Origin of the sequence: Beijerinckia mobilis (assembly GCF_000745425.1) — a bacterium.
Classification (GTDB): domain Bacteria; phylum Pseudomonadota; class Alphaproteobacteria; order Rhizobiales; family Beijerinckiaceae; genus Beijerinckia; species Beijerinckia mobilis.
The window spans coordinates 111,836-131,566 of sequence record NZ_JQJH01000005.1 but is presented as its reverse complement, the minus strand read 5'-3'; the positions used below and the strand labels follow the sequence as shown (position 1 = coordinate 131,566).

The window sequence follows — 19,731 nt, the reverse complement described above, 5'->3', positions numbered from 1 at the left end:
GCCCAACCAAGTAAACTGTCCGAAGTTTGCAATCCAAATCGAGGCAGCATTGATTTTGCTCTCACGAAGCAAGATCAACCGTAACTTCATCCTCCCGCGCCTGCAGAGGCGAAGCTGCAAGACCAGCATCGGGCGCTTTGCCGCGGGCTGTTTGAACAATCAGTGCCAAATCGTTACAGCCACGACACAGACTTGCCATATTCGCCACTTTAGGTGGCGTCGAGGGCTCTCCTCGTGGCCAAGCCATTTGGAAGAACCTCACTTCTGCAAACGGGGGGAAGCGTTTTCGTCGTCCGGTGTTCGGCTATGTACTCGGCGTTAACGGTTCTCGGTTAAAGATTCGGTCATCATAAACGAAGGGTGAAGATTTCAGCCTCCGGCCGGTAGTTCGTTGTCACAAGTCCGCATCCATCGCATGGGAAATCCTGCCGGACATCCCGGGCGATTTCGGCGGAGACAGAGTTTTGCAGGCCGATCCATGACGATGGGACGTTTCGCGTCCCGCCGTTCAGGCTGGAGTTTCCGCTTCGCAGGTAACGACCCAGAACCGCGAGAGAAATCGATTGCGCCCTCTGAACGGCCGACCAATATCCAGCCGATTGCCCGCCCGGACCGCGCAGCTGCCACTTGCGGCTGGTCTCGCCACTTTTCTGATCAGCCTCACGCTTCCCATCTCGACGGAGACGGCGGAAGCCAATGGCGATACACGGACGATCAGTCTCTATCATGCCCATACCGGTGAATCGATCGAGGCGACCTTCCGGATCAACGGGCACTATGACCCATCCGTCCTGCATAAGCTGAACTGGTTTCTCCGCGATTTCCGCCGCGATGAGCAGACCAATATGGATCCGCGGCTGTTCGACGTCGTCTGGGAAACCTATCGCGCGGCAGGTGCCCATCAGCCGATCGTCGTTTATTCCGCCTACCGCTCACCCGAAACCAACGCCATGCTGCGCGCCCGTTCGCGGGCGGTCGCCAAATTTTCCCAGCACATGCTGGGCAAGGCCATGGATACGACCATGCCCGGCATGTCGATGGAACGGATCCGCGAAATCGGCATGCGGATGCAAAGGGGTGGCGTCGGCTATTATTCGAGTTCCAATTTCGTCCATCTCGATGTCGGCCACGTCCGTTCCTGGCCGCGTATGAGCTATGACCAGCTGGCACGCCTGTTCCCGGACGGCAAGACCGTGCATTTGGCCGCGGACGGCCGCACGATGCCGCGCTTCGAGGAGGCCCGCGCCGAAATCGAGGCGAACGGCGGCACGCCGGTCTATATGGCGGAATCGAAACCGAAAAACTTCTTCGCGTGGCTGTTTGGCGCGAAGGACGAGGAGGATGAAGGCGAGGTCCAGCCGCCGCCGCGCTATACGCGGCCGAAACCGCAGCGGACGCAGGTGGCTTCCCGCGGCGAGCTGGAGGATCTGCCGGTTCCCTCGAACGGCAATCGCGCCCCCTTCACGAGCGCCCCGCTCGCGGCATCCCATGCCACAGCCCCAGCACCCGCCCCGCTGGCTGCCACAAGGCAAGCGCCTGAGACTCCGCACACGCCAGAACCGACCCGGGCAGCTGTCGCCGTCCTGCCGCCCGCCAGGCCCGTGCTTGATCGCGAGCTTATGACGGCCAGCATCGCGCCCGAGCTCGAAAATACGGCAGGCAAAGCGGAAAAATCCATCGAAACCGCTCTCATGCTGCCGCCGCGTCGCCCCAGCGATCTCGCCGCCGATATCGAAAACACCGCGGCTGCGGCACCAGCACCCGCCGTTCCCGTACCACCCAGCAGGCCAATGGCTTTGGCGGCGCTCACGCCAGCCGAGGCTGCGGGTGAATCGCTTTTGCGGCCTCTGCCCACGAAACCCATCGTTCCGGCGGAAACAGAGGCCGTGGCGCAACCGCAGCCGCCCGTCCCACCGGTGCGTCCCGCGCAGGAGCCACCAGCAGCTCCCGTGCAGACGGCGGCCGCTCTGCCAAGCCTGATCACCCAGGGAAAGAAAGAGGATAAACCATCGGCGAACGCCACAGCGGCATCCGGCTATACAACGGCGCCGGTTCCCAACGCCTCGCAAACGATTCTCGCCTATGCGCCGATGCAGGGATTGCGGACCGCTGCCACGATGAAAACCGCGGCGGTTAAATCCGCACTCGCACCGGCCGCCGATCGCCCCGCCAAGGGATCGCGGGCCGAGACGGCCTCCAGATCGTTGTCGTCGATACTGGCGCCGGTTCAAAAAGCGGAGATGGCGCCCGCCCGGCTCGATCCGTCCAATTTCTGGGTCATGACCGGGACCACGGAAATGAAGAACGCCGGCCCCGCAATGTTCGGTGCCAGCGCGAACGGCCTGAGGACGGCGGCCAAGGCTTCCGCGCCCATTCTCTCCAAGACATTGACCGCCGGTGTGACCACCGCCTTCAAATCGTCATCGGAGGAGCCGGCAACCAATCGCTTCATGACGGCGGATAATGTTGCGCAGCGCGCCCCAAACAATGCCGTGCGTGTCATCGACAGGACGGCGCCGCGCGTGAGCGGGAACCCGCTGCGGTAACAAGGCAACACTCCGCTTCTGGGATTCCGGAGACAGCCGTCCAGCACCATTCTGGGGCGCTAGAGCATCTTCGGATGTTTCCGAAGATGCTCCACGGGAAAAATTAGAGCATTTTCAACTCATTTGACTCGCGTAATGATGCAATCCAAACTGAAAATGCTCTAACGATGATCAATCGGAATCATCATGATGCGCATTGCCGAATGCACATCTTCCCCCATTCCCCGATGCGCATGACATTCTTCATCCATCGCGCATGAACCTTCGAGCACCGAACCATTTTCGTGCCATGGCCTTCCGAGATCCGCCATGATCCGGCCCGGCTGGATCATGGCTCGGTGATGGCACCTCGCCTGTCGATTTTCCTGCCCTGACAATGCGCCGATCGTCGATGGGAGCATTGCTGGATTCATGCGAAAACACGTTGGTTCGCCTCTGGACCCTTTCCCTCTGGAACGTTTGCGAATTGGATTGAAGGGTTTTGAAGTGCCCAAGCCTTCGGTTCATTCCCTCCGGCCGCCAGCGTCAAAAATGGATGCTCGTCCCGAGACTTCTATTATTGTTGGACAGCGACCCCGGACCGGTGGCCCCGCCACGCTTTGCCCGCAATTCCGCATCCAGCGGCAGGTCGGCACCCCGCTTGCTCATGCCCGAGAAATCCATCGGCACGCTCCCGGACCGCGGCGGCTGATCGGTGGTCACCGAGACGGTTGGTATGGCCACCGTGGAATTTGTCTTGGCCTTGCGTGGCCGAGTCGTGGTCCCTTCGGCAAGGGCAGCGCCGCCGACGGTAAGAACCCCGAGCAAAAGGATGGCCTTAAGGCCATGATCGCTGATTTTTATCATTGAAACGCCGTCCGCTTCAGAGACAGGACTTCATCCTTCGTGAAGTGGCGGAAGCGTAGGAGTAACATCCGGGAAAACCAAATTAAATCCCGGAAAGGCACGGAGAGTTGAAGGATCGCTTCATCCCCCTTTCCCGCATCGCGTGTTAACGGTTTCCTTGGTGTTTCGCTCCTCCTATGTGAGCGCCTCGCGCTTTTCCGAACGATTCTCCATTGACCCGCCTGAAGACGGGGATTCCCTCGCCCCAACCACTGGCAAGGGCTTTCCCTGAACCGTCATCGATCCCAATTTATCGGGACTGATGAGCGGGATCATCGGAGGGGCGATCGCACCTTCGGCCGGCCATACATTCGAGACTTTGGACTTGCACTTTCGCTGCCCCGAAATTTTACGGATTCGCTGCGTGGCTGCGACCTTGATCCTCGGCTGCATATTTGGCGAGGCGCATGGTGAACAGACTCTTTTGCCCGTCCCCTATCCCAATATGCTGGGAAACGAGGCCCATATCGGACGGTCTCCCCGGCTCGGACAGCATCAAGAACTCATCGATGAACCGGTTCCACAAAGTCTCGGTCCCAACGCGCTCGGCAATCCTGAGGGCAATCGAAGGGCAAAACACCAGCACCTCAAGCGCAGCCCCTACTGGAGACATTACCGTCCCTGGCATTGACAGGCTGGCCATGACGGGCGCCCGCCGCATTGTCCAATCAGCCGATATTTGCTAGAGGTTTCGTCGCGTTCCGCACCGTTCGGCTCGGATCATCCGGCGCGGAGAAGGGACGGCAGGATGATCGAAAGGCCGGCCCCATGAAACTCGCTTCGCTCCTCCTTGGCGCCAGCCTTGCGGTTCCCGCCTCTTCCGCCATGGCCCAGCAATTCAATGCCTTCACACCACCGCCGGTCAATGGGCAGGGTGGTATTGTCGGAACCGGCGTCGGCGGCGAGGGTCTCGCACCACCAACGAGCCGCATCACGACGCGCAACACCTATCAACGGCTCGGCTTTAGTCACCAAGGCGCGGGCACCGGCGGCACGGGAAACGGGATCGGCAACGCCGTCGGCGGCATCAATAATTTGGCCGTCAATGTCGGCACCGGCGGCATCAAGGATTTCTTGACCTATGGTTCACGGACCGGCGGCCTTCTGGGCAATGGCCGCTCCCTGCCGGTCGGCTCCGGCGGATTAAGGGACAACGTCTATGATGGTGCTTTCCTCGGCGGTATCAATGGAACCGTGCTCGGTGCCGGAACCGGCGGTGTGAAGGACCTCATCAGTCTCGGCGCCACCACCGGTGGTATGAACGACAACAACGCCCCGCGCTTCTGGATCCGCTATAATAATAATTGACGTCCATACGGCTGTTTCCGGCGCCTCCAGGTGCCCGCCTATACCCCCCGCCTATACCCCCCGCCTATACCCAATGGGCCTTTCTCGACGTATGGCCGATTCCGGGATTGAAGCAATTGCACGGATCGAGCGTCCGGTAATGGCTGACGAGCGCCGGTTTGGCATGATACAGATGGCCGACGTTATGTTCCGCCGGATATTGCGCGCCACGCTTGTCGAGCAAGGTCCACATGCGATGTTCAAGATCCATCGTGTCATGGCCTTTGCGCACGATATAATCCTGATGGAAGACGTGACAGAAAAAATGGCCGTAATAGAGCCTGTGCAGGATCGGCGGATCGAATTCAGACGGTAGATTTTCCAGCCAGTCGCGATCGTTGCGGCGCAGGGCAATATCGAGCGCGACAATGTCCTCCACTTCATCAGCATGGATCGCGCGGTAACGGATCGCCGCGCCAGCCGTCGCGAAACGATGCAGAAAAGCCTTTTCCCCTTCTTCCCGCGTGCATTCGAAAAAGCCGCCCTGCGCGAGCGGCAGGGATTCCAGATAGGAGCGCGCCTCGGCAATGCCGGGACCGGCCATTTTCAGCATCAGATGATGTTCGAAACGGTTGCGATAGTCCTTCATGGGCGCTGGCAGATGGCTGGGAAACAGCCGGCTTGCCGCCTGCATCAATCTGTCGGCAAGATCACGTGGCAGGAATTTGAACCGGCTGGTAAAGGCATCGAATCGTGCCTTCGCGGCAAACAGTTTCGGCAGACGGTCGGTGCCGAGCGCGCGGATCGCGAGAAACGTATCCTTGCCATAGAGTTCGGCAATGTCGAAGGCCGTGCGATGCATATATTCGCCGGCGACCGGCAGGGTCTCGAACTGGCCAAGAATATGCCGGCGAATCTCCGTAAGCTCGGCGGGATCGTTGGTGCCGATATAGAAAACCGCTGTTTCCTTTTCCTTGGGGAATGTATCGAGCCGGACGGCGAAGAGCATGACCTTGCCGGCGCTGCCAGAGGCCTCAAACAGGCGCTTCGGATCGGCATTGAAGCGCGCCGGCGTATCGGCCTCAATATCGCGGACGTGATCGATGTAATCATGATCTGACGCAAGGCGCGCGGGATCATGGTCCACATCCTTGTCGTCGAAGGCCCCCTCATCAAGCTTATTGAGGATCGTTTCGGGATCATTGCCGAGACTGACGCCGAGATGATTGATGAGTTCGATCACGCCCGTTTCGTCGACACGGGCATAGAGCGCCATTTGGGTATAGGCCGGCCCGCGCTGGATGAGCGCGCCGCCGGAATTGTTACAAATTCCGCCGAAGACCGAAGCACCGATGCAGGAAGAGCCGATGACCGAATGTGGCTCGCGGCCGATGGGCCGCAGCGCCTGCTCGAGCCGGTAAAGCGTCGCACCCGGCAGACAGACCACCTGGCGGCCCTCCTCGATCAGATAGAGCCTGTCCATCCGCAAGGTGTTGATGATGACGACCTCGCGATCATAATCGTCGCCATCGGGTGTCGACCCCCCGGTCAGGCCGGTATTGGCCGCCTGCATGATGACGATCCGATTGGCTGCAACGCAAGCTTGCAGCACTTTCCATTGTTCGAGGAGACTACCGGGCCGCACCACCGCGATCGCCATGCCGCCACCGAAACGGAAGCCGGTGCGAAAACGGCGCGTCGCCTCGGGGTCCGTCAGCACATGCGTGTCGCCGACGATCGCCTTCAGATCCGCGATCAGGCGGGGCTTGTCGATGACCTCAACACCCGACACCACGGGTTCTTTCGCGAGAATGGCTGTCATGGCGGCTACTCCGCTACGCAAACGGGCAAGGATTCGGGCTAGGCGAAGGCGCGGGCGGCAGTGCAATCGCACACGTTTCAGACCAGATACGCTTATGTGTGACCTTGTAAATGAGCGAAGTAAATAGCTTTCAGCCTCCTCTCTTACCAAATCCCTATGCCGCCCCGGCGCGATTCTCTGCTAGCGCAGTACACAAGTTCCCACGGGATCACGGCGACCCCATCGATCAAGGTTCCGATATGTCCTGGCCCGATACACGTCTTCTCGATCTTTTCGGCATCGAGCTGCCGATCATTCAGGCGCCGATGGCGGGCGCGACGACGCCTGAAATGGTCGCCGCCGTGAGCAATGCGGGCGGGCTCGGCTCCCTGCCCTCGGCACAATATTCTGCTGCGGCGCTGCAGGATGCCTTGGCGCTGGTGCGCGGCGCAACCACGCGACCCATCAATGTCAATTTCTGCTGCCACACCATGCCGCAGGCTGATCCCGTCGGCCAGATGCAATGGCGGGCGCGGCTGGCACCTTATTATGTCGAGACAGGGCTCGATCCGGCAGCGCCGCTGCCGACCACCGGGCGAGCACCTTTCGATGCGGAATTTTGCACGATCGTTGAGAGTTTCCACCCCGAAGTGGTGAGCTTTCATTTCGGCTTGCCAGAGCCGGCGCTGCTCGATCGCGTGAAAAACACCGGCGCCAAAATCATCGCCTCGGCAACCAATGTCAGCGAGGCACTCTGGCTCGCCGAAAGGGGTGTCGATGCCGTCATCGCCATGGGTTATGAGGCCGGCGGCCATCGCGGCACCTTTCTCGGCGACGATATGGCGACGCAAATCGGCACGATCGCTCTCGTGCCATTGATCGTAGACGCGATCGCCCTGCCGGTCATCGCAGCGGGCGGCATCGCTGACGGGCGCGGCATTGCCGCCTCTTTCGCACTCGGCGCCGCCGGAGTCCAGATCGGCACCGCCTATCTCAGGACGCCGGAAGCGAAAATCCCGGCCTTGCACCGGCGGGCGCTGGATGAGGCCGCGACACGGGAAACAGCTGTCACCAATCTTTTCACAGGCCGGCCGGCACGAGGTTTCGTCAACCGCCTGATGCGTGACCTCGGGCCGCTCTGCCCTCTCGCACCAGCCTTCCCGACGGCAGGCAGCGCCCTCGCGCCCCTAAGAGCGCAGGCGGAAGCCAACGGACGAGATGATTTCACAAATCTATGGGCGGGGCAGGCAGCTCCGCTCACCCGCGAAATGGGCTCGGGTGAACTGACCCAATGGCTGGCGGAACAAGCTCAACGACGCCTCCCCTCTCAATAGCGGCGTCGGCTCTGGCCCCGGTTCCCTTAATGCTACCGGGGCATTGTGAGAAAATCGGCCATGATCACGCCAAAGTCATCCGCCATGTGGAACGACTGAGCCATGTGGATGAGATTCGTCCGATCAGTGCTATCCCGATCCCTATAAGAAATTGAGATCGGTTCGGATGCGTCCGGCCCCCCTGATTTTCACTCCCCTTTTCAAACCTCTCGAAATCCGCACACGGTTCAAATACGTGATGGCCAGACTCACAAAGCCTGGATCATCATCTTTCAAGCCGTCGAATCCGCCATTTGAAGCGGACATCTGAATCGGAACAATGCGGACCGCGATGACTTCGGCTGGTTCAAAAGAATAAAACCGCGATTTCAGCACAGCCCCTGCATTGTGGATAGACTGCAACTGTCCATTGAATTGGACGATTCTCGCCGCGAAATCGCGTCAAAATACCGTGATCGCGCCGTCGCAGACGCATAATCATTTGTCATTTTTCGTGAAATTGCTCTTTTCGCCGCTATAGTCTCACAGATCGAAGACTGTCACACAGCATGGATCGAACCGCGATGCAGAGCTTCATTTCCCTGCCCAAGCGGGGATGGCTGCGACACGGATGGGGCTTGCGCTCCGCTGCCGTCTGCGCCGTCTGTCTTGTCCTGATCGGCCTCGTCGCGCTCATCGCCCCCTGGCTGTTTTCGGCAACCGCCTTGCGCAGCGATATAGAGGAGCAGATTCGGGCAACGACTGGCCTCGCCGTTCAGTCACATGGTCCCGCCGTGCTGGTGGTCCTGCCAGAACCGCATGTCAATATCGAAAACGTGCGTTTTTCCGACCCCTCCGGCGCCTTGACCGTCGAAACGCCCATGTTGAAAGGCTATTTCCGCATTCTGCCGCTGCTGCTCGGCCGGCTCGAAATCGCCTCGGCAAGCCTTTTCGATGCCGATCTGACGATCGATCTCGACGGCCACCCCCTGCCCTCCGACAGCGCCATCGGCCGCGCTGCCGATGCCCCCCCGGCGAGCCTGCAGGCGGAGCGGACCGATACCACGAAACTCGGCGTCCTCACCTTCATCAACGGCCGGGCCCACCTAAAGACCCGGTCATCTCCCAGAGAAGAGCTGATTTCGAACATCAACGCCACTCTTGATTGGCGGCAGATGGGGGCAGCCGCGCAATTGGCAGGATCGCTCGATTATCATGAGCAATCCGTCGATCTTTCCGCCTGGATCGCCAAGCCGGTGGATCTGCTGCGCGGCGGTCCGTCCGATATCAATCTGCGTATCGAGGCCCCGTTGCTGTCCTTCTCGAGCCGGGGCCGCCTGAGCAACGAACAACAATTCCATTATGCCGGCACGATCGAATCCACGACGCCCAGTCTGCGGGCCCTTCTCGAACTCATCGATCATCCTCTGCCGCTGCCCGGCCCCTTCGCCGATCTCGTCCTGTCCTCAAATGTCGTCATCGACGACGACAGCGCCGCTTTCAGCGATCTGCATCTCGAAATCGACGGCAATCGCCTTGAAGGAACACTGGCGCTGCAGCACCTTCGCGAAAGACCGATCCTGTCGGGAACCCTCGCGACGGGCGTCCTGACCGCCACACCCTGGCTCGAACGCCTGCCTGCCGCCCGCGACGGAAGCGGTGATTGGAGCAGCGAGCCTTTTTCCTTCGCGCCCACAAATCTGGCCGATCTCGATCTGCGGATATCAGCCTCCCGCCTGCGCCTGCCGCCAATCGAATTGCAGGATGCAGCAATCTCCATCATGACGCGCGACGATCGCCTCGAACTCGTCGTTCCCGCAGCCAAGGCCTATCAGGGCGCATTCAAGGGCCGGGCCTCACTCAAAATCGAGCCGGAACACCTCGCCTTCCGCGCCAACGCCACCCTCTCGGGCCTCGATCTCTCCGCCTTCTCGGCCGATTTTTTCGGCCAGAGGCGGTTCGGCGGGCTCGTCACAGGCACGGTCAATTTCGAAGGTGGCGGTGGCACGCAACTCGCCGTGATGCGCTCGCTCGAAGGCCATATTCAGGCTAATGTGCTGCAGGGCGAAATCGACGGGCTTGCGCTCGATCAGGCGTTGCGCCATCTCGAAAAACGGCCGCTCGCCCTGCTCGCCTCCATCCATGGCGGCCGGACCTACTACGACGAAGGCAATCTCGGCCTCAACGTCACCCATGGCGTCGCCAATATCGAGGATGGCCTGCTGCAAAGTCAAAGCTTGCGCATCGCCCTCGGCGGTCAAGCCGATATAGGCGACCGGATGCTCAAGCTGCATGCGGTCGTCACCCCCGCAAGCACACCCGGCGCAAAGCTGGATCCTGCGGAGCTCGCGCAAGATCTGCTTCAATTCCGTTTCGATATTCTCGGGTCGTGGGATGATCCGGAATTGATCCCCGACGTCCAAAGCCTGATCCGCCGGTCGAATGCCGCCGCCCCTCTTTTTCGGAGAAAACCGGGGTCCGTCCAATCGTCCTCAGAAACCTCCGATGACAGCGCCCCTGACAAATGAGGGCCTGACGGGAAATTCCACTTCCCGATTCGCAAAACCCTGGCATTTGTGGCCCTAAAATAACATTTATAATTTTGGCGCGGCAGACAAGGCCGTCGCGGTTTATCTATGCCCTTGAACCATGCGGGCGCTACCGGCGTTCTCACGCGTGGAAGGAAGGTCGAGGTCACCAGGAAAGCCTGAAACGGAACAATTCGGGAATATATCCTCTCGCGATGCGAGCTCCCCGATCCCGGTTCAGAATCTTCAAGGGACCAGGCAAGGCGATTGCCTGCGCCCATGCGCCTCGACGGACCGGTGGTTTTCCGGAGTGGTGATGAAACTGGATCAGGAAATTCTGCAAGACATCGAGCCCCCCGCGCATTCCATGCACGCCTCTTCCTTCCAATCGCAGGAAGAAGACTCTTCTGCTTTGCCTACGAGCCGGCAGGCCAGCAAGGGCATTCCCTTGCTTTTGGTCGAGGATGAAGCAGGCATGGCTGCGGAAATCGCCGCCGAATTGTCCGATCTCGGCTATCAGGTCCAGATCGAAAGGACCGGACCAGCCGGGCTCGCGGCCGCAAGATCACAGGCATTCTCGCTGCTGATCATCGACCGCATGCTGCCGGAAACCGATGGGCTGACCCTGATCGAAATCTTGCGGCAGGAAAATATTCTCATCCCCGTCCTGGTGGTCAGCGCCTTGAGTTCGGTGGACGAGAAGATTCGCGGCCTCAAGGCGGGTGGCGACGATTATCTCACCAAACCTTTCGCGATGGGGGAACTGGCAGCGCGCGTCGAGGCGTTGCTGCGGCGTCCCGCCGATCTGCGCAGTTCGATCCTGAGAGTTGGACCGCTTGAAATGGATCTGATCGAGCGGAGCGTCCGGCGCGACAACCGCCTCCTCGATCTTTTACCGCGTGAATTCAAGCTGCTCGAATATCTGATGCGGCGCCCGGGACAAACCGTAACCCGCGCCATGCTTTTAGAGGATGTCTGGAATTACAACTTCCTGCCGCAGACCAATCTGGTCGACGTCCATATCGGGAAATTGCGCAAGAAGATCGATCAGCCCGGCAGTCCTCCCCTGATCGAGAGCGTGCGCGGTGCAGGATTCCGCCTGCGTGCCTGACAGCCTCCGGGCTTGAGCATTGGGGGCAGGCTTTCCCTGGACTTCCTTGCAACTCCGGACGGGTCATGGCGGATCGCCGCGTTGAGCGTTTTGGATTTATCCGAAACGCTCAACTCAAAAAACCAGACCATCTTCGGAGAAGGCTTCCCCATATTCGCGAAAAGGGCTTTCCGATTTCGGCCGGAGACTGTCGATAACGATGCCCGTCACAGTGTCGTTTCTGCACGGATCCAAGCGCCGCGGTTGAAAAAGGCGATCGTGCGAGGACGGCAATCTTGTTTATGACGCCCATACCATGGCAAATGCGCCTGTTTCGCGCAGCGACATTCCGGCTGGCCATCCTCTTCGCGCTGGCCGTCACCGCCTCTACATCGATCGTCTTCTTCTTCGTCTATCTGCATGTCTCGGTCTATGACGACAAGCAAGTCCGGTCACATCTGATCGCCGAGACAGCCGATGCCGCCATCGAACCGATGGAACGGATCCGAGGCGAATTCGAAAGGCGGCTCGCAAGTGATCTGCGCATTGTCGATTACGCAGGCTTCTATGCCAAGGACGGCACTCTGATTGCCGGCAATCTTCCCGCCCCGCCCCCCGGACTGGTCATCGATGGCCAGGCCTATCAGCTGGATTCCCCTCTCGCCGATGCCGACGGCTATACGCGCGACCCGGCGCTTTTCGTCGGCCGCCGCCGTGCCGATGGCACGACCGTCATCCTTGGTCGCAGCCTCTACGAAATCCATGCGCTGCGGCGCATCGTGTCACGCGCGCTCCTCATCGGTGTCGTGCCAACCATTCTTCTGACCCTGGTCATCGGCACCTTTTTCAGCCTGCGCTCGGCGCGGCGCCTGCAATCGATCAATCAACGCGTCAACCGCATCATGCAGGGGCATCTCAACGAACGCCTGCCGACCCGCTCTGGCGGAGACGATATCGACCATGTGGCCCATGCCGTAAACCTGATGCTGGACGAGATCGTCCGTCTCGTATCGCAGATCAAGGATGTCGGCGACAATATCGCCCATGACCTGCGCACGCCGCTGGCGATCATGCGGGCCCGGCTGGAGCGCGGTCTTTGCAGCGAAAGCGATTATGGTGTTCGTGAAAGCGTGCACCAGGCCCTGCGCGATCTCGACAGGGCGCTCATGACGATCACCACCTTGCTGCGCATGTCGGAAATCGAGAACGGCCCGCTGCGGAGGAGTTTCGGCACCGTCGATCTCTGCGAGGTCTGTAGCCAAATCTTCGAACTTTACGAACCACTCGCCGAGACCAAGGCGATCACGCTCTATCTGATCTCCTCTCCCCCCATGCCGATGATCGGTGATTTCCAGCTCCTCATCGAGATGGTCGCCAATCTGGTCGATAATGCCATCAAATTCACGCCGCAGGGCGGGATCGTCACGCTTGGCGCCTTTGCTAGCCCCCACGGCCCGGGATTGCGCATAACCGATACCGGACCAGGTATTCCGGCCAAAGAGCGAGAAGATATTTTCAAACGCTTCTATCGTCATGACCGCAGCCGCCATGACGCCGGATCAGGCCTTGGCCTCAGCATGGTCGCCGTCATCGCCGAATTGCACGGCTACGGCTTCAGGGTCGGCGACAACAGGCCGGGAGCAATTTTCGAATTTCTGCCGAAAGGCCTCTCCGGTCAGGCTTCAAGGACATGAACGGATTTCCGTGCGCACGGGCACCCCGCCCATGAAGTGCAGTAGACCAAATAAATACAGACTTTTTACCGATCTTGGTCTAGCAGTCGCACGCGCCTATAGCATTTTCGTAAAGAGCAGGATCGTGTTTCCCTCACAAGGTTTCTATTGCAATGACCTTCATGACCTTGCCGTCAGGCTCCTAACGCCATGCGATTTCCATCTGTTGACATTATTGCGATTTCTCGAGGCCGCCGCAGCAACCAAAACGCCCGGAATATTGCGATAGACGCAGCATGGCTGCACGATTCAAATAGCTGAAATACTTCTATTTTCTCAATGGACCCGTTCGCAGGCCGCAAAACGGATCCATCCATCACTCGACACTCCCAGACCACTCCGCACATTCCTTTTTCGAGAAATCCTTCCTGGTGAGCTCTCTCGATAAATCTTGGCGTTAAAGGAAATCCATTTGCCGATAACCGCTTTCATCGTTGAAAAACTGCGTGGTCTCGCCAATCGCCTCGATGCCGCCGCGACCCGAAGGAACGCCTGCGATTCAAGCCGGTCGGGTTCTGGTCCGGTGCTCGATGAATATATCGTCGGCATGCCCGGCGCCCAGAATGCCATCAATGTCCTGCCCGGCTGGCATCAATCTTTCCCGCCCGCAATCGGCGTCGTCGCAGGTGACTCGGCCTTCTATCAGGATCCCCGTATCGCCTGGGCGCTCGAACAACACGGATCTATCGAGAACCAGGCCATCCTCGAATTCGGGCCCCTCGAAGGCGGCCACACCTATTTTCTCGAACAGCATAATCCGGCCTTCATCCATGCGATCGAGGCCAACAAACTTTCGTTTCTGCGTTGTCTGATCACCAAGGAAATCCTCGGCATGAGCCGGGCGAAATTCTTCATCGGCGATCTCATGCAATGGCTGCAAAAGACCGAAGTCCATTACGATCTGATCGTCGCTTCCGGTGTGCTCTACCATATGCAGGACCCGCTCCTGATGCTGGAGCTGATGGCGAAACGCGCCAATGCCTTCTATTTATGGACGCATTATATGAGCGACGCGGCCATGCCGCAGGATGATCCGCGCCGTGGCGCCCTCATCGGCGAAATCGAAGTCCGTGATTTCCACGGCCTGCCGGTGCGCCTGAGCAAACGCAGCTATTATGGCGCCTGGCGCGACAAAAGCTTCTGCGGCGGCATGCATGATCTGCATCGCTGGATCGAGAAGGACGATCTTATGGCGGCGATCAGGGCGCTCGGCTTTACTGATGTGCGGATCGCCCATGACGAGCCGGACCACCGCAACGGCCCAGCCTTTTCGGTTTTCGCGCGGCGTGAGGCCTGAACAGAAGGCGATCCCCGGTGATCGCTGGAAGACTCCCGGGCGATCGAACCGGCGGCGCGATCTCGGGAGCAGGCGGCCTCGTCCTACAGGCGATGATCCTCGATCGACGCCCAGGTCATGGCGCCGATCGACCACAGGATCAGAAGACCGATGGTGATCAGCACCGAATAAGTGAACCTCAGCGGATAGGAATAATCCTGCGGAAGCGCCGGCGGCACGAAGACGGTGAGATAGACGCTCTGGCGTTCGGCCGCATTGCGCGCCCGCACCAGACTGTCCTGCGAGAATTTATACATGGTCTCGGCGAATTGCCGCTTGATCTCGAGTTCCTCGAACCGCACCAGAGAAGCGGCGACATTGCCGATTTCAGCGCTGTTCTTGTTTTCACCGGCGAGCTGCGCCTGCAATTCCTTGATCTGCCGCCGCGTCGAGGTGATCTGCGCCTCCAGCGAGGTGATGCCCGGCCCGTTCATGCTGTTCGACGTCTTGGCGATGAAAAGCTCGGTTTCGAGATGGATCGCCTCGGCGGTCAATTGCGTCATGAGCTTGGTCGTCTGTTCCGCGACCTTGACCGGATCGATATATTTCGCCTGATCGCGGAAGCGGGCGAGATCGGCGAGCGCGAAGCGCACCGCCGCTTCCGAGCGGCGGACCTCCTCCTCGGCGCGATGCATCGTATCCTGCCGCGCGCGTTCCGACATGGCATTGACCATGCGTTCACTCGCCGCAAGGATCGCCTTGGAGAGGGTGAGCGCATCCTCGCGGCGGAAGGCGCGGACTTCAAGACGAACGATCCCCGATGTATTCTCGACATAGGTGCGCACCATGCCGAGCCAATAATCGCGCAATTCCTCGGACGTGGCGTCCTTCTTCAACCGTGCCCAGAAATCGGCTTCCGGTCGGCGGAAAATTTCGCGCAGGTCGATGTCCTGAGCCAAATCCTTGATGATTGCCTCACTGCGGATATAGCTCGCCACGATTTCCGCATCCTGCATCTCCATGCCGGCAGAACTGCTGCCACCCGTCGCGGCAGCCGCACCCTGCACCTTGTCGACATTGGCGACCTCGCGCTCAGCATGCTGCACCGTGAAACGCGCTTCGGAGACATATTGATTGGCGGCGATGAAGAACAGATAGAGGCTGATGACGGCCGCCGGCACCAGAACAAGGCCGATCAAGCTCATCAACACCATCGAGGGGCGGGTCTTTGTCCGCACCACGGTCTCACCGACGATCTCACCCTCGATATAATCGCGCGCGGCTGGCGTCGTGGACGGCGACGAGGGATCGTGCACCGGCCGCAAGGGAGAAAAGTCCGGCCGGCGCAAGGCCGAAACGCCGCGCAGGACGAGCTTCGTCGCCTGCAGCACCTGGCCGGAAACAGATTGTTTCTCCTCGCGCGGCCGCGTCTCGATATCCATAGACTTCCTTTTTCCGGGCCCAGGGCTCGCTTGACCTGAAGCTTGCCCGAGGGGGCTTGCGACGGACAGGGCTTACGACGAATGACGTCTCAGACCGAATCTCCCGGCTCATTCGATGATCCGTAAGATTTGGCGGGAAAACTGACGCCCCGACGCCGCGGGGCGGAGTGATGCACACATGGCATCAGGGCGCAACTTTCTGAAAGGCTTGCGTCATGTGATGGAAAAGGTCCAGGTCTTTTTCCAGGAACCCCTCGATCGTCCTTATCTCCTTCAATTGCCGGCCCAATTCGCTCACCCGGGGAAATTCGGCAAGCGACGGCAGAACCGCTTCGTCGAGACCGAGCCCCTCGGCAATAATCCCGCGCGAATGGGCATCGTCCGAACGCAGGCCGAGCCCCTCGAAAGTGGAGAGAATATCAAGGGCGGAAGCAAGGCAGCCAGGCGGCGGCATGGCGTCCGGCGTCTGTGCCGTCAGCTGACGGACCAGCGGATTGGACAGAATGGCGACGACCTCGGAAGAAAGGCGCTTGAAGAAACGCCGCATCGAGGTTTCTTCCAGATGGGTTGTGTCGTTGAGCGCGGCGATCACCGGCTCGAAGATCATCCGGTCGCGCTCGCCAAGAAGATGATGCAGATTGCTGCCCATCTGGCTCAAAAACAGCATTCTTTCGGCAAGTTCATCGTAAGGGTCGCGCAGAATCGCGAAACATTTGAACTTGTCGACCACATACATTTCATAATTCTTGTAAAGCAGCCGTCCCGAGATCAGGCAGGATTCCCCGCCTGTCAAAAGGAACAATTGCGTCGCCGTCTCGCGGCCGTAATGGTCTGCGCGGGGATAGAAGAACTGAAACTTATCCTCGAAGACCGCATCAAGGCGCCACAGCGGCACGAGATGCGTTTCGAGACGAAAAACCTTCTGGGGAATGAGCGCGCCGCCATTGCTGCGCCGATAGATCAGGAGATCGGAATCGGCATCATGCAGGCTCAATCCGCTCAGACCGCCAAGGCCCGGCACCATGGTTTCATCAATGCGGAAACCGCATTGACCTGTCGCGTGGCGGCCGGCCTCGACCAGCGCGTGGCGCGTTTCATTCGCCTCGAAGGTTAGAAGCTCGGAGCCCTGGTCCCGCACGCGGATCGACGGATTGACCGCGAAAGTATCCGGGACGAGATAGCCCGTGATTGAGGTTCCGCCATCCGTTTCGACATTGAAGAGCATCCCGTTTGCGACCCGTCTCGAATGTCACGCCTTATGGTTGCGCGCCATGGAGAGCAAGCCCCAGACCGCGCCCCATATGGCCAGAGTGCTCAAAAACACCAGAAGCGTATTTACGACGCGATGAGGATAGCGCGCCTCCTCGGCCAGAACCGGCGTCACGTAAATGTTGAGATACATGAGCTTGCTCTCGCTCGTCAGGCGGGCTTTCTCCACCGCGGTCGTCGCCCCCTCATAGATTCTCTCGGCGATCTTGCGTTCGAGTTCGAGATAGTCGAGCGTCGACATCGTGCTGGAAAGGGTTTTGGTGCGCTGCGCCTCATCATTCTGGGTCAGTTGTGCCTTGAGAGCGGTAATCTGCTCCTTGGCGGCGTCGATCCTCTGCTGCAGCGTCCGCATCTGCGGCGCCGTCTTGGCCACGAAACGGATCTGGCTGTCATATTGCTGCTGCAGCTTCAACAGACCGCTTTGGACACCAGTGATGAGTTCGTTGATCGATTTATGTGTTTCTTCGGCGTTCAGCATGCCCTCGGTATTGCGCGCGCGCTCAAGCGCGACCCGCGTCTCAAGGAGCCGGTCGCTCGCGCGTTTCTGTTCCTGCAGACTGAGGCCCACGGCATCATGCTGCATGCGCTCGTTCATGTCATTGACGAGGCTTTCACTCGCCTCGAGCAGCGCATTGGCGATCTTGAGGGAATCCTGCGGCGAGAAGGCGCGCACGGTGACGACCACGATGCCGGCCGGCATTTTGATCGAGACATCGATCATGGATTTCCAATATTTGACGAATTTCTCGATCGGCTTGTCCGGATCAAACCGCGCCCATCCGTCGATCTCCGGCCGGGCAAACATCTCGCGCAGCTGGATGCTCTTCTCGAGTTTCTCCAGAAGCGCCCGGCTATAAAGAAAGTCGGTGACGATCAGCGTATCCTGAACGATGAGCATGGAAGGAATGCCGGTCATCGCGCTGAGGCTGTCGATTTTTGGCGGCGTACCGGTCCGCAAGGTGAACCGGGATTCCGAAACATATTGGTCGGAAGCGATAAAAGCATAATAGACCGACGCCACCAAAGTCGGAATCACGACGATAGCGGCGAATGTGGCCAGAAAACACACCCGCCAGAAGCGTTGCCGGCTGCGTGCCTGATAGCCACCCTGCCTCAGTGCACGGCGGCCACGCGAGGAAAAGCGGGCACGCCGCGCCGCTTCCGCAAGGGCCTGCGCGACCAGCTGCGAGCGTTCCCGCGGCGAGAGACGGACGTCGCCGCCGATCTCACTCATATGCCATGCCCTTTTTCAAAACATTCCGACTTTCGCAATGTCCCGGCCCACGCAATGCCCAAGTCCATATCCAAGCCCGGTCCCATTGTGGCACAGGCGCAGCCGGACGGGAAAGCAAATCCAGCCGGATAGCCCCAGACAGCCATTGCGCGAAGCGGCAGACGATCCGTCATCGATTCATCCTGTTATACATTTCAATGGCCTGATCGACGGAATCGAACATGGTCAGCCGGCCGTCGACGAGAACGGCACCGCGCTGGCAATAATCCTTGATGGTCCCCATGGAATGGGACACGATGATGAGATCGGCATTGGCGCGGCGGCGCGCGAAAGCCTCATGGCAGCGGGCCTGGAACCGCGCATCGCCCACAGCCGTGATCTCATCGACAAGATAGCAATCGAATTCAATGGCCATTGACAAGCCGAAAGCCAGGCGCGCCATCATGCCGGAGGAATAGGTCTTGACCGGCACGTCGAGATAATCGCCAAGTTCGGAAAAATCCTCGACGAAATTCGACACCTGCCGCACGTCATGGCCATAGATGCGGGCGACGAAATGCACATTGTCGCGTCCGGTCATCAGCGGATGGAAACCACCGGCGAAACCAAGCGGCCACGAGACCCGCACGGAACGGCGCACCTTGCCGGAATTCGGCAATTCCGTCCCGGCGAGAATGCGCAGGGTCGTCGATTTACCGGCGCCGTTGACGCCGAGAAGACCATAGGACCAGCCGCTTTCGAACACCGTCGATACGTGATCCAGCACGACCTTCTTGTGATTATTGGTCTTGTAGAATTTGAAGACGTCGTTGAATTGAATCATGGAACGGATCGGCTCCATTTCCGGGCGATGCCACCGGCGGCCCTGCTGATCGCGCCTGTCGGCAGTGACGATGGATGCTTCATCCTGATCTTGCCAAATTCCATGCGCTCCGGCGCAAAGCTTTTAATGAACGCTCTTCATGAACCGGCCTTGAACCAGCCCTAAACAGGCAATGAAAACTTTGCCGGGAAGGGAGGAGGGAAATTTCCAACAAAGGCCGCTCCCTGAACCGCTCCCCCTGGGACAATCGGATATCTTCAATTCAAATCATTATGGCTTTAATAAAGCCGCTCGTCGCAGGACCGCGGCCAAGACGGCAACTCTCACCTTCACCTGAAATGCTCTATTCAAAGGCAGCACCGAGAACAGCGCCGAAAGCCTTCCTCAAAAGGGCCGGCAGCACGCCCGGCTCAGGTAGCGGCATCATCGCCCCGAGAGCGAGGCCAGGGACGATACAGATAAGACGACACTGAATTGCCATGCCTATGCATCATTTTCCCTAAC

15 protein-coding genes are annotated in these 19,731 nt (G+C 59.5%); 8 read left to right on the top strand and 7 right to left on the bottom strand.

The annotated features are described in order from the left end of the window. The first annotated feature begins 599 nt into the window (after positions 1-599). On the top strand, positions 600-2,546 hold the full coding sequence (locus DL88_RS19820) for a peptidoglycan L,D-endopeptidase MepK (protein WP_245270680.1): 1,947 nt from the start codon (positions 600-602) through the stop codon (positions 2,544-2,546). 525 nt (positions 2,547-3,071) lie between these two features. Here DL88_RS19820 and DL88_RS07360 read toward each other — a convergent pair. Then, positions 3,072-3,392: a hypothetical protein gene (locus tag DL88_RS07360; protein WP_034994103.1), complete on the bottom strand. Its 321-nt coding sequence runs from the start codon at positions 3,390-3,392 to the stop codon at positions 3,072-3,074. Between the two features lie 403 nt (positions 3,393-3,795). Between DL88_RS07360 and DL88_RS20220 the strand changes: the two genes are divergently transcribed. Next, complete coding sequence (locus DL88_RS20220) at positions 3,796-4,062, top strand: hypothetical protein (protein ID WP_156970983.1); 267 nt, start codon at positions 3,796-3,798, stop codon at positions 4,060-4,062. Positions 4,063-4,199: 137 nt separating this feature from the next. Continuing rightward, positions 4,200-4,739 carry a hypothetical protein gene (locus DL88_RS19280; protein ID WP_051955699.1) on the top strand — a complete coding sequence of 180 codons (540 nt, stop codon included), beginning with the start codon at positions 4,200-4,202 and terminating at the stop codon, positions 4,737-4,739. A 64-nt stretch (positions 4,740-4,803) separates the two neighbouring features. Here DL88_RS19280 and dld read toward each other — a convergent pair whose 3' ends face one another. Beyond that, positions 4,804-6,540 (bottom strand): D-lactate dehydrogenase, encoded by a 1,737-nt coding sequence (gene dld / locus DL88_RS07345; RefSeq protein ID WP_084705036.1) that lies wholly within the window; start codon positions 6,538-6,540, stop codon positions 4,804-4,806. 239 nt (positions 6,541-6,779) lie between these two features. Between dld and DL88_RS07340 the strand changes: the two genes are divergently transcribed. The 5 genes from DL88_RS07340 (at position 6,780) to DL88_RS07310 (ending at position 14,480) form a co-directional block, all read left to right on the top strand. Beyond that, the gene (locus tag DL88_RS07340; protein ID WP_034994087.1) at positions 6,780-7,853 is read left to right on the top strand and encodes an NAD(P)H-dependent flavin oxidoreductase; all 1,074 of its coding nucleotides are present in this window, start codon (positions 6,780-6,782) and stop codon (positions 7,851-7,853) included. A 563-nt stretch (positions 7,854-8,416) separates the two neighbouring features. Next, the gene (locus DL88_RS07330) at positions 8,417-10,360 is read left to right on the top strand and encodes an AsmA family protein (RefSeq protein WP_034994084.1); all 1,944 of its coding nucleotides are present in this window, start codon (positions 8,417-8,419) and stop codon (positions 10,358-10,360) included. Positions 10,361-10,676: 316 nt separating this feature from the next. Further along, entirely contained in the window at positions 10,677-11,471 is a 795-nt protein-coding gene (locus DL88_RS07325; protein WP_280949198.1) for a response regulator transcription factor, read from the top strand. A 281-nt stretch (positions 11,472-11,752) separates the two neighbouring features. Further along, the gene (locus DL88_RS07315; RefSeq protein WP_156970995.1) at positions 11,753-13,144 is read left to right on the top strand and encodes a sensor histidine kinase; all 1,392 of its coding nucleotides are present in this window, start codon (positions 11,753-11,755) and stop codon (positions 13,142-13,144) included. A gap of 451 nt (positions 13,145-13,595) precedes the next feature. After that, positions 13,596-14,480, top strand: coding sequence for a class I SAM-dependent methyltransferase (locus DL88_RS07310; protein ID WP_245270679.1), 885 nt, complete (start codon positions 13,596-13,598; stop codon positions 14,478-14,480). Between the two features lie 83 nt (positions 14,481-14,563). Here the strand turns inward: DL88_RS07310 and DL88_RS07305 are convergent, their stop codons facing one another. The 5 genes from DL88_RS07305 to DL88_RS20215 form a co-directional block, all read right to left on the bottom strand. After that, positions 14,564-15,901, bottom strand: coding sequence for a KpsE/RkpR family capsule polysaccharide export protein (locus DL88_RS07305; RefSeq protein ID WP_051955698.1), 1,338 nt, complete (start codon positions 15,899-15,901; stop codon positions 14,564-14,566). A gap of 184 nt (positions 15,902-16,085) precedes the next feature. Next, entirely contained in the window at positions 16,086-17,126 is a 1,041-nt protein-coding gene (locus DL88_RS07300) for a hypothetical protein (RefSeq protein WP_034994081.1), read from the bottom strand. Between the two features lie 24 nt (positions 17,127-17,150). Beyond that, a complete protein-coding gene (locus DL88_RS07295; protein WP_034994080.1) occupies positions 17,151-18,404 on the bottom strand; it encodes a KpsE/RkpR family capsule polysaccharide export protein in 1,254 nt (417 codons plus the stop codon). Positions 18,405-18,573: 169 nt separating this feature from the next. After that, positions 18,574-19,227: an ABC transporter ATP-binding protein gene (locus DL88_RS07290; protein ID WP_034994079.1), complete on the bottom strand. Its 654-nt coding sequence runs from the start codon at positions 19,225-19,227 to the stop codon at positions 18,574-18,576. A 343-nt stretch (positions 19,228-19,570) separates the two neighbouring features. After that, a complete protein-coding gene (locus tag DL88_RS20215; protein ID WP_156970982.1) occupies positions 19,571-19,708 on the bottom strand; it encodes a hypothetical protein in 138 nt (45 codons plus the stop codon). Between the last annotated feature and the right edge of the window lie 23 nt (positions 19,709-19,731).

Coding starts and splice junctions, on each gene's coding strand:
- DL88_RS07360 (WP_034994103.1), bottom strand. CDS start 3,392: ATGATAAAAATCAGCGATCATGGCCTTAAGGCCATCCTTTTGCTCGGG.
- DL88_RS19280 (WP_051955699.1), top strand. CDS start 4,200: ATGAAACTCGCTTCGCTCCTCCTTGGCGCCAGCCTTGCGGTTCCCGCC.
- dld (WP_084705036.1), bottom strand. CDS start 6,540: ATGACAGCCATTCTCGCGAAAGAACCCGTGGTGTCGGGTGTTGAGGTC.
- DL88_RS07340 (WP_034994087.1), top strand. CDS start 6,780: ATGTCCTGGCCCGATACACGTCTTCTCGATCTTTTCGGCATCGAGCTG.
- DL88_RS07330 (WP_034994084.1), top strand. CDS start 8,417: ATGCAGAGCTTCATTTCCCTGCCCAAGCGGGGATGGCTGCGACACGGA.
- DL88_RS07325 (WP_280949198.1), top strand. CDS start 10,677: ATGAAACTGGATCAGGAAATTCTGCAAGACATCGAGCCCCCCGCGCAT.
- DL88_RS07315 (WP_156970995.1), top strand. CDS start 11,753: ATGACGCCCATACCATGGCAAATGCGCCTGTTTCGCGCAGCGACATTC.
- DL88_RS07305 (WP_051955698.1), bottom strand. CDS start 15,901: ATGGATATCGAGACGCGGCCGCGCGAGGAGAAACAATCTGTTTCCGGC.
- DL88_RS07300 (WP_034994081.1), bottom strand. CDS start 17,126: ATGCTCTTCAATGTCGAAACGGATGGCGGAACCTCAATCACGGGCTAT.
- DL88_RS07295 (WP_034994080.1), bottom strand. CDS start 18,404: ATGAGTGAGATCGGCGGCGACGTCCGTCTCTCGCCGCGGGAACGCTCG.
- DL88_RS07290 (WP_034994079.1), bottom strand. CDS start 19,227: ATGATTCAATTCAACGACGTCTTCAAATTCTACAAGACCAATAATCAC.
- DL88_RS20215 (WP_156970982.1), bottom strand. CDS start 19,708: ATGGCAATTCAGTGTCGTCTTATCTGTATCGTCCCTGGCCTCGCTCTC.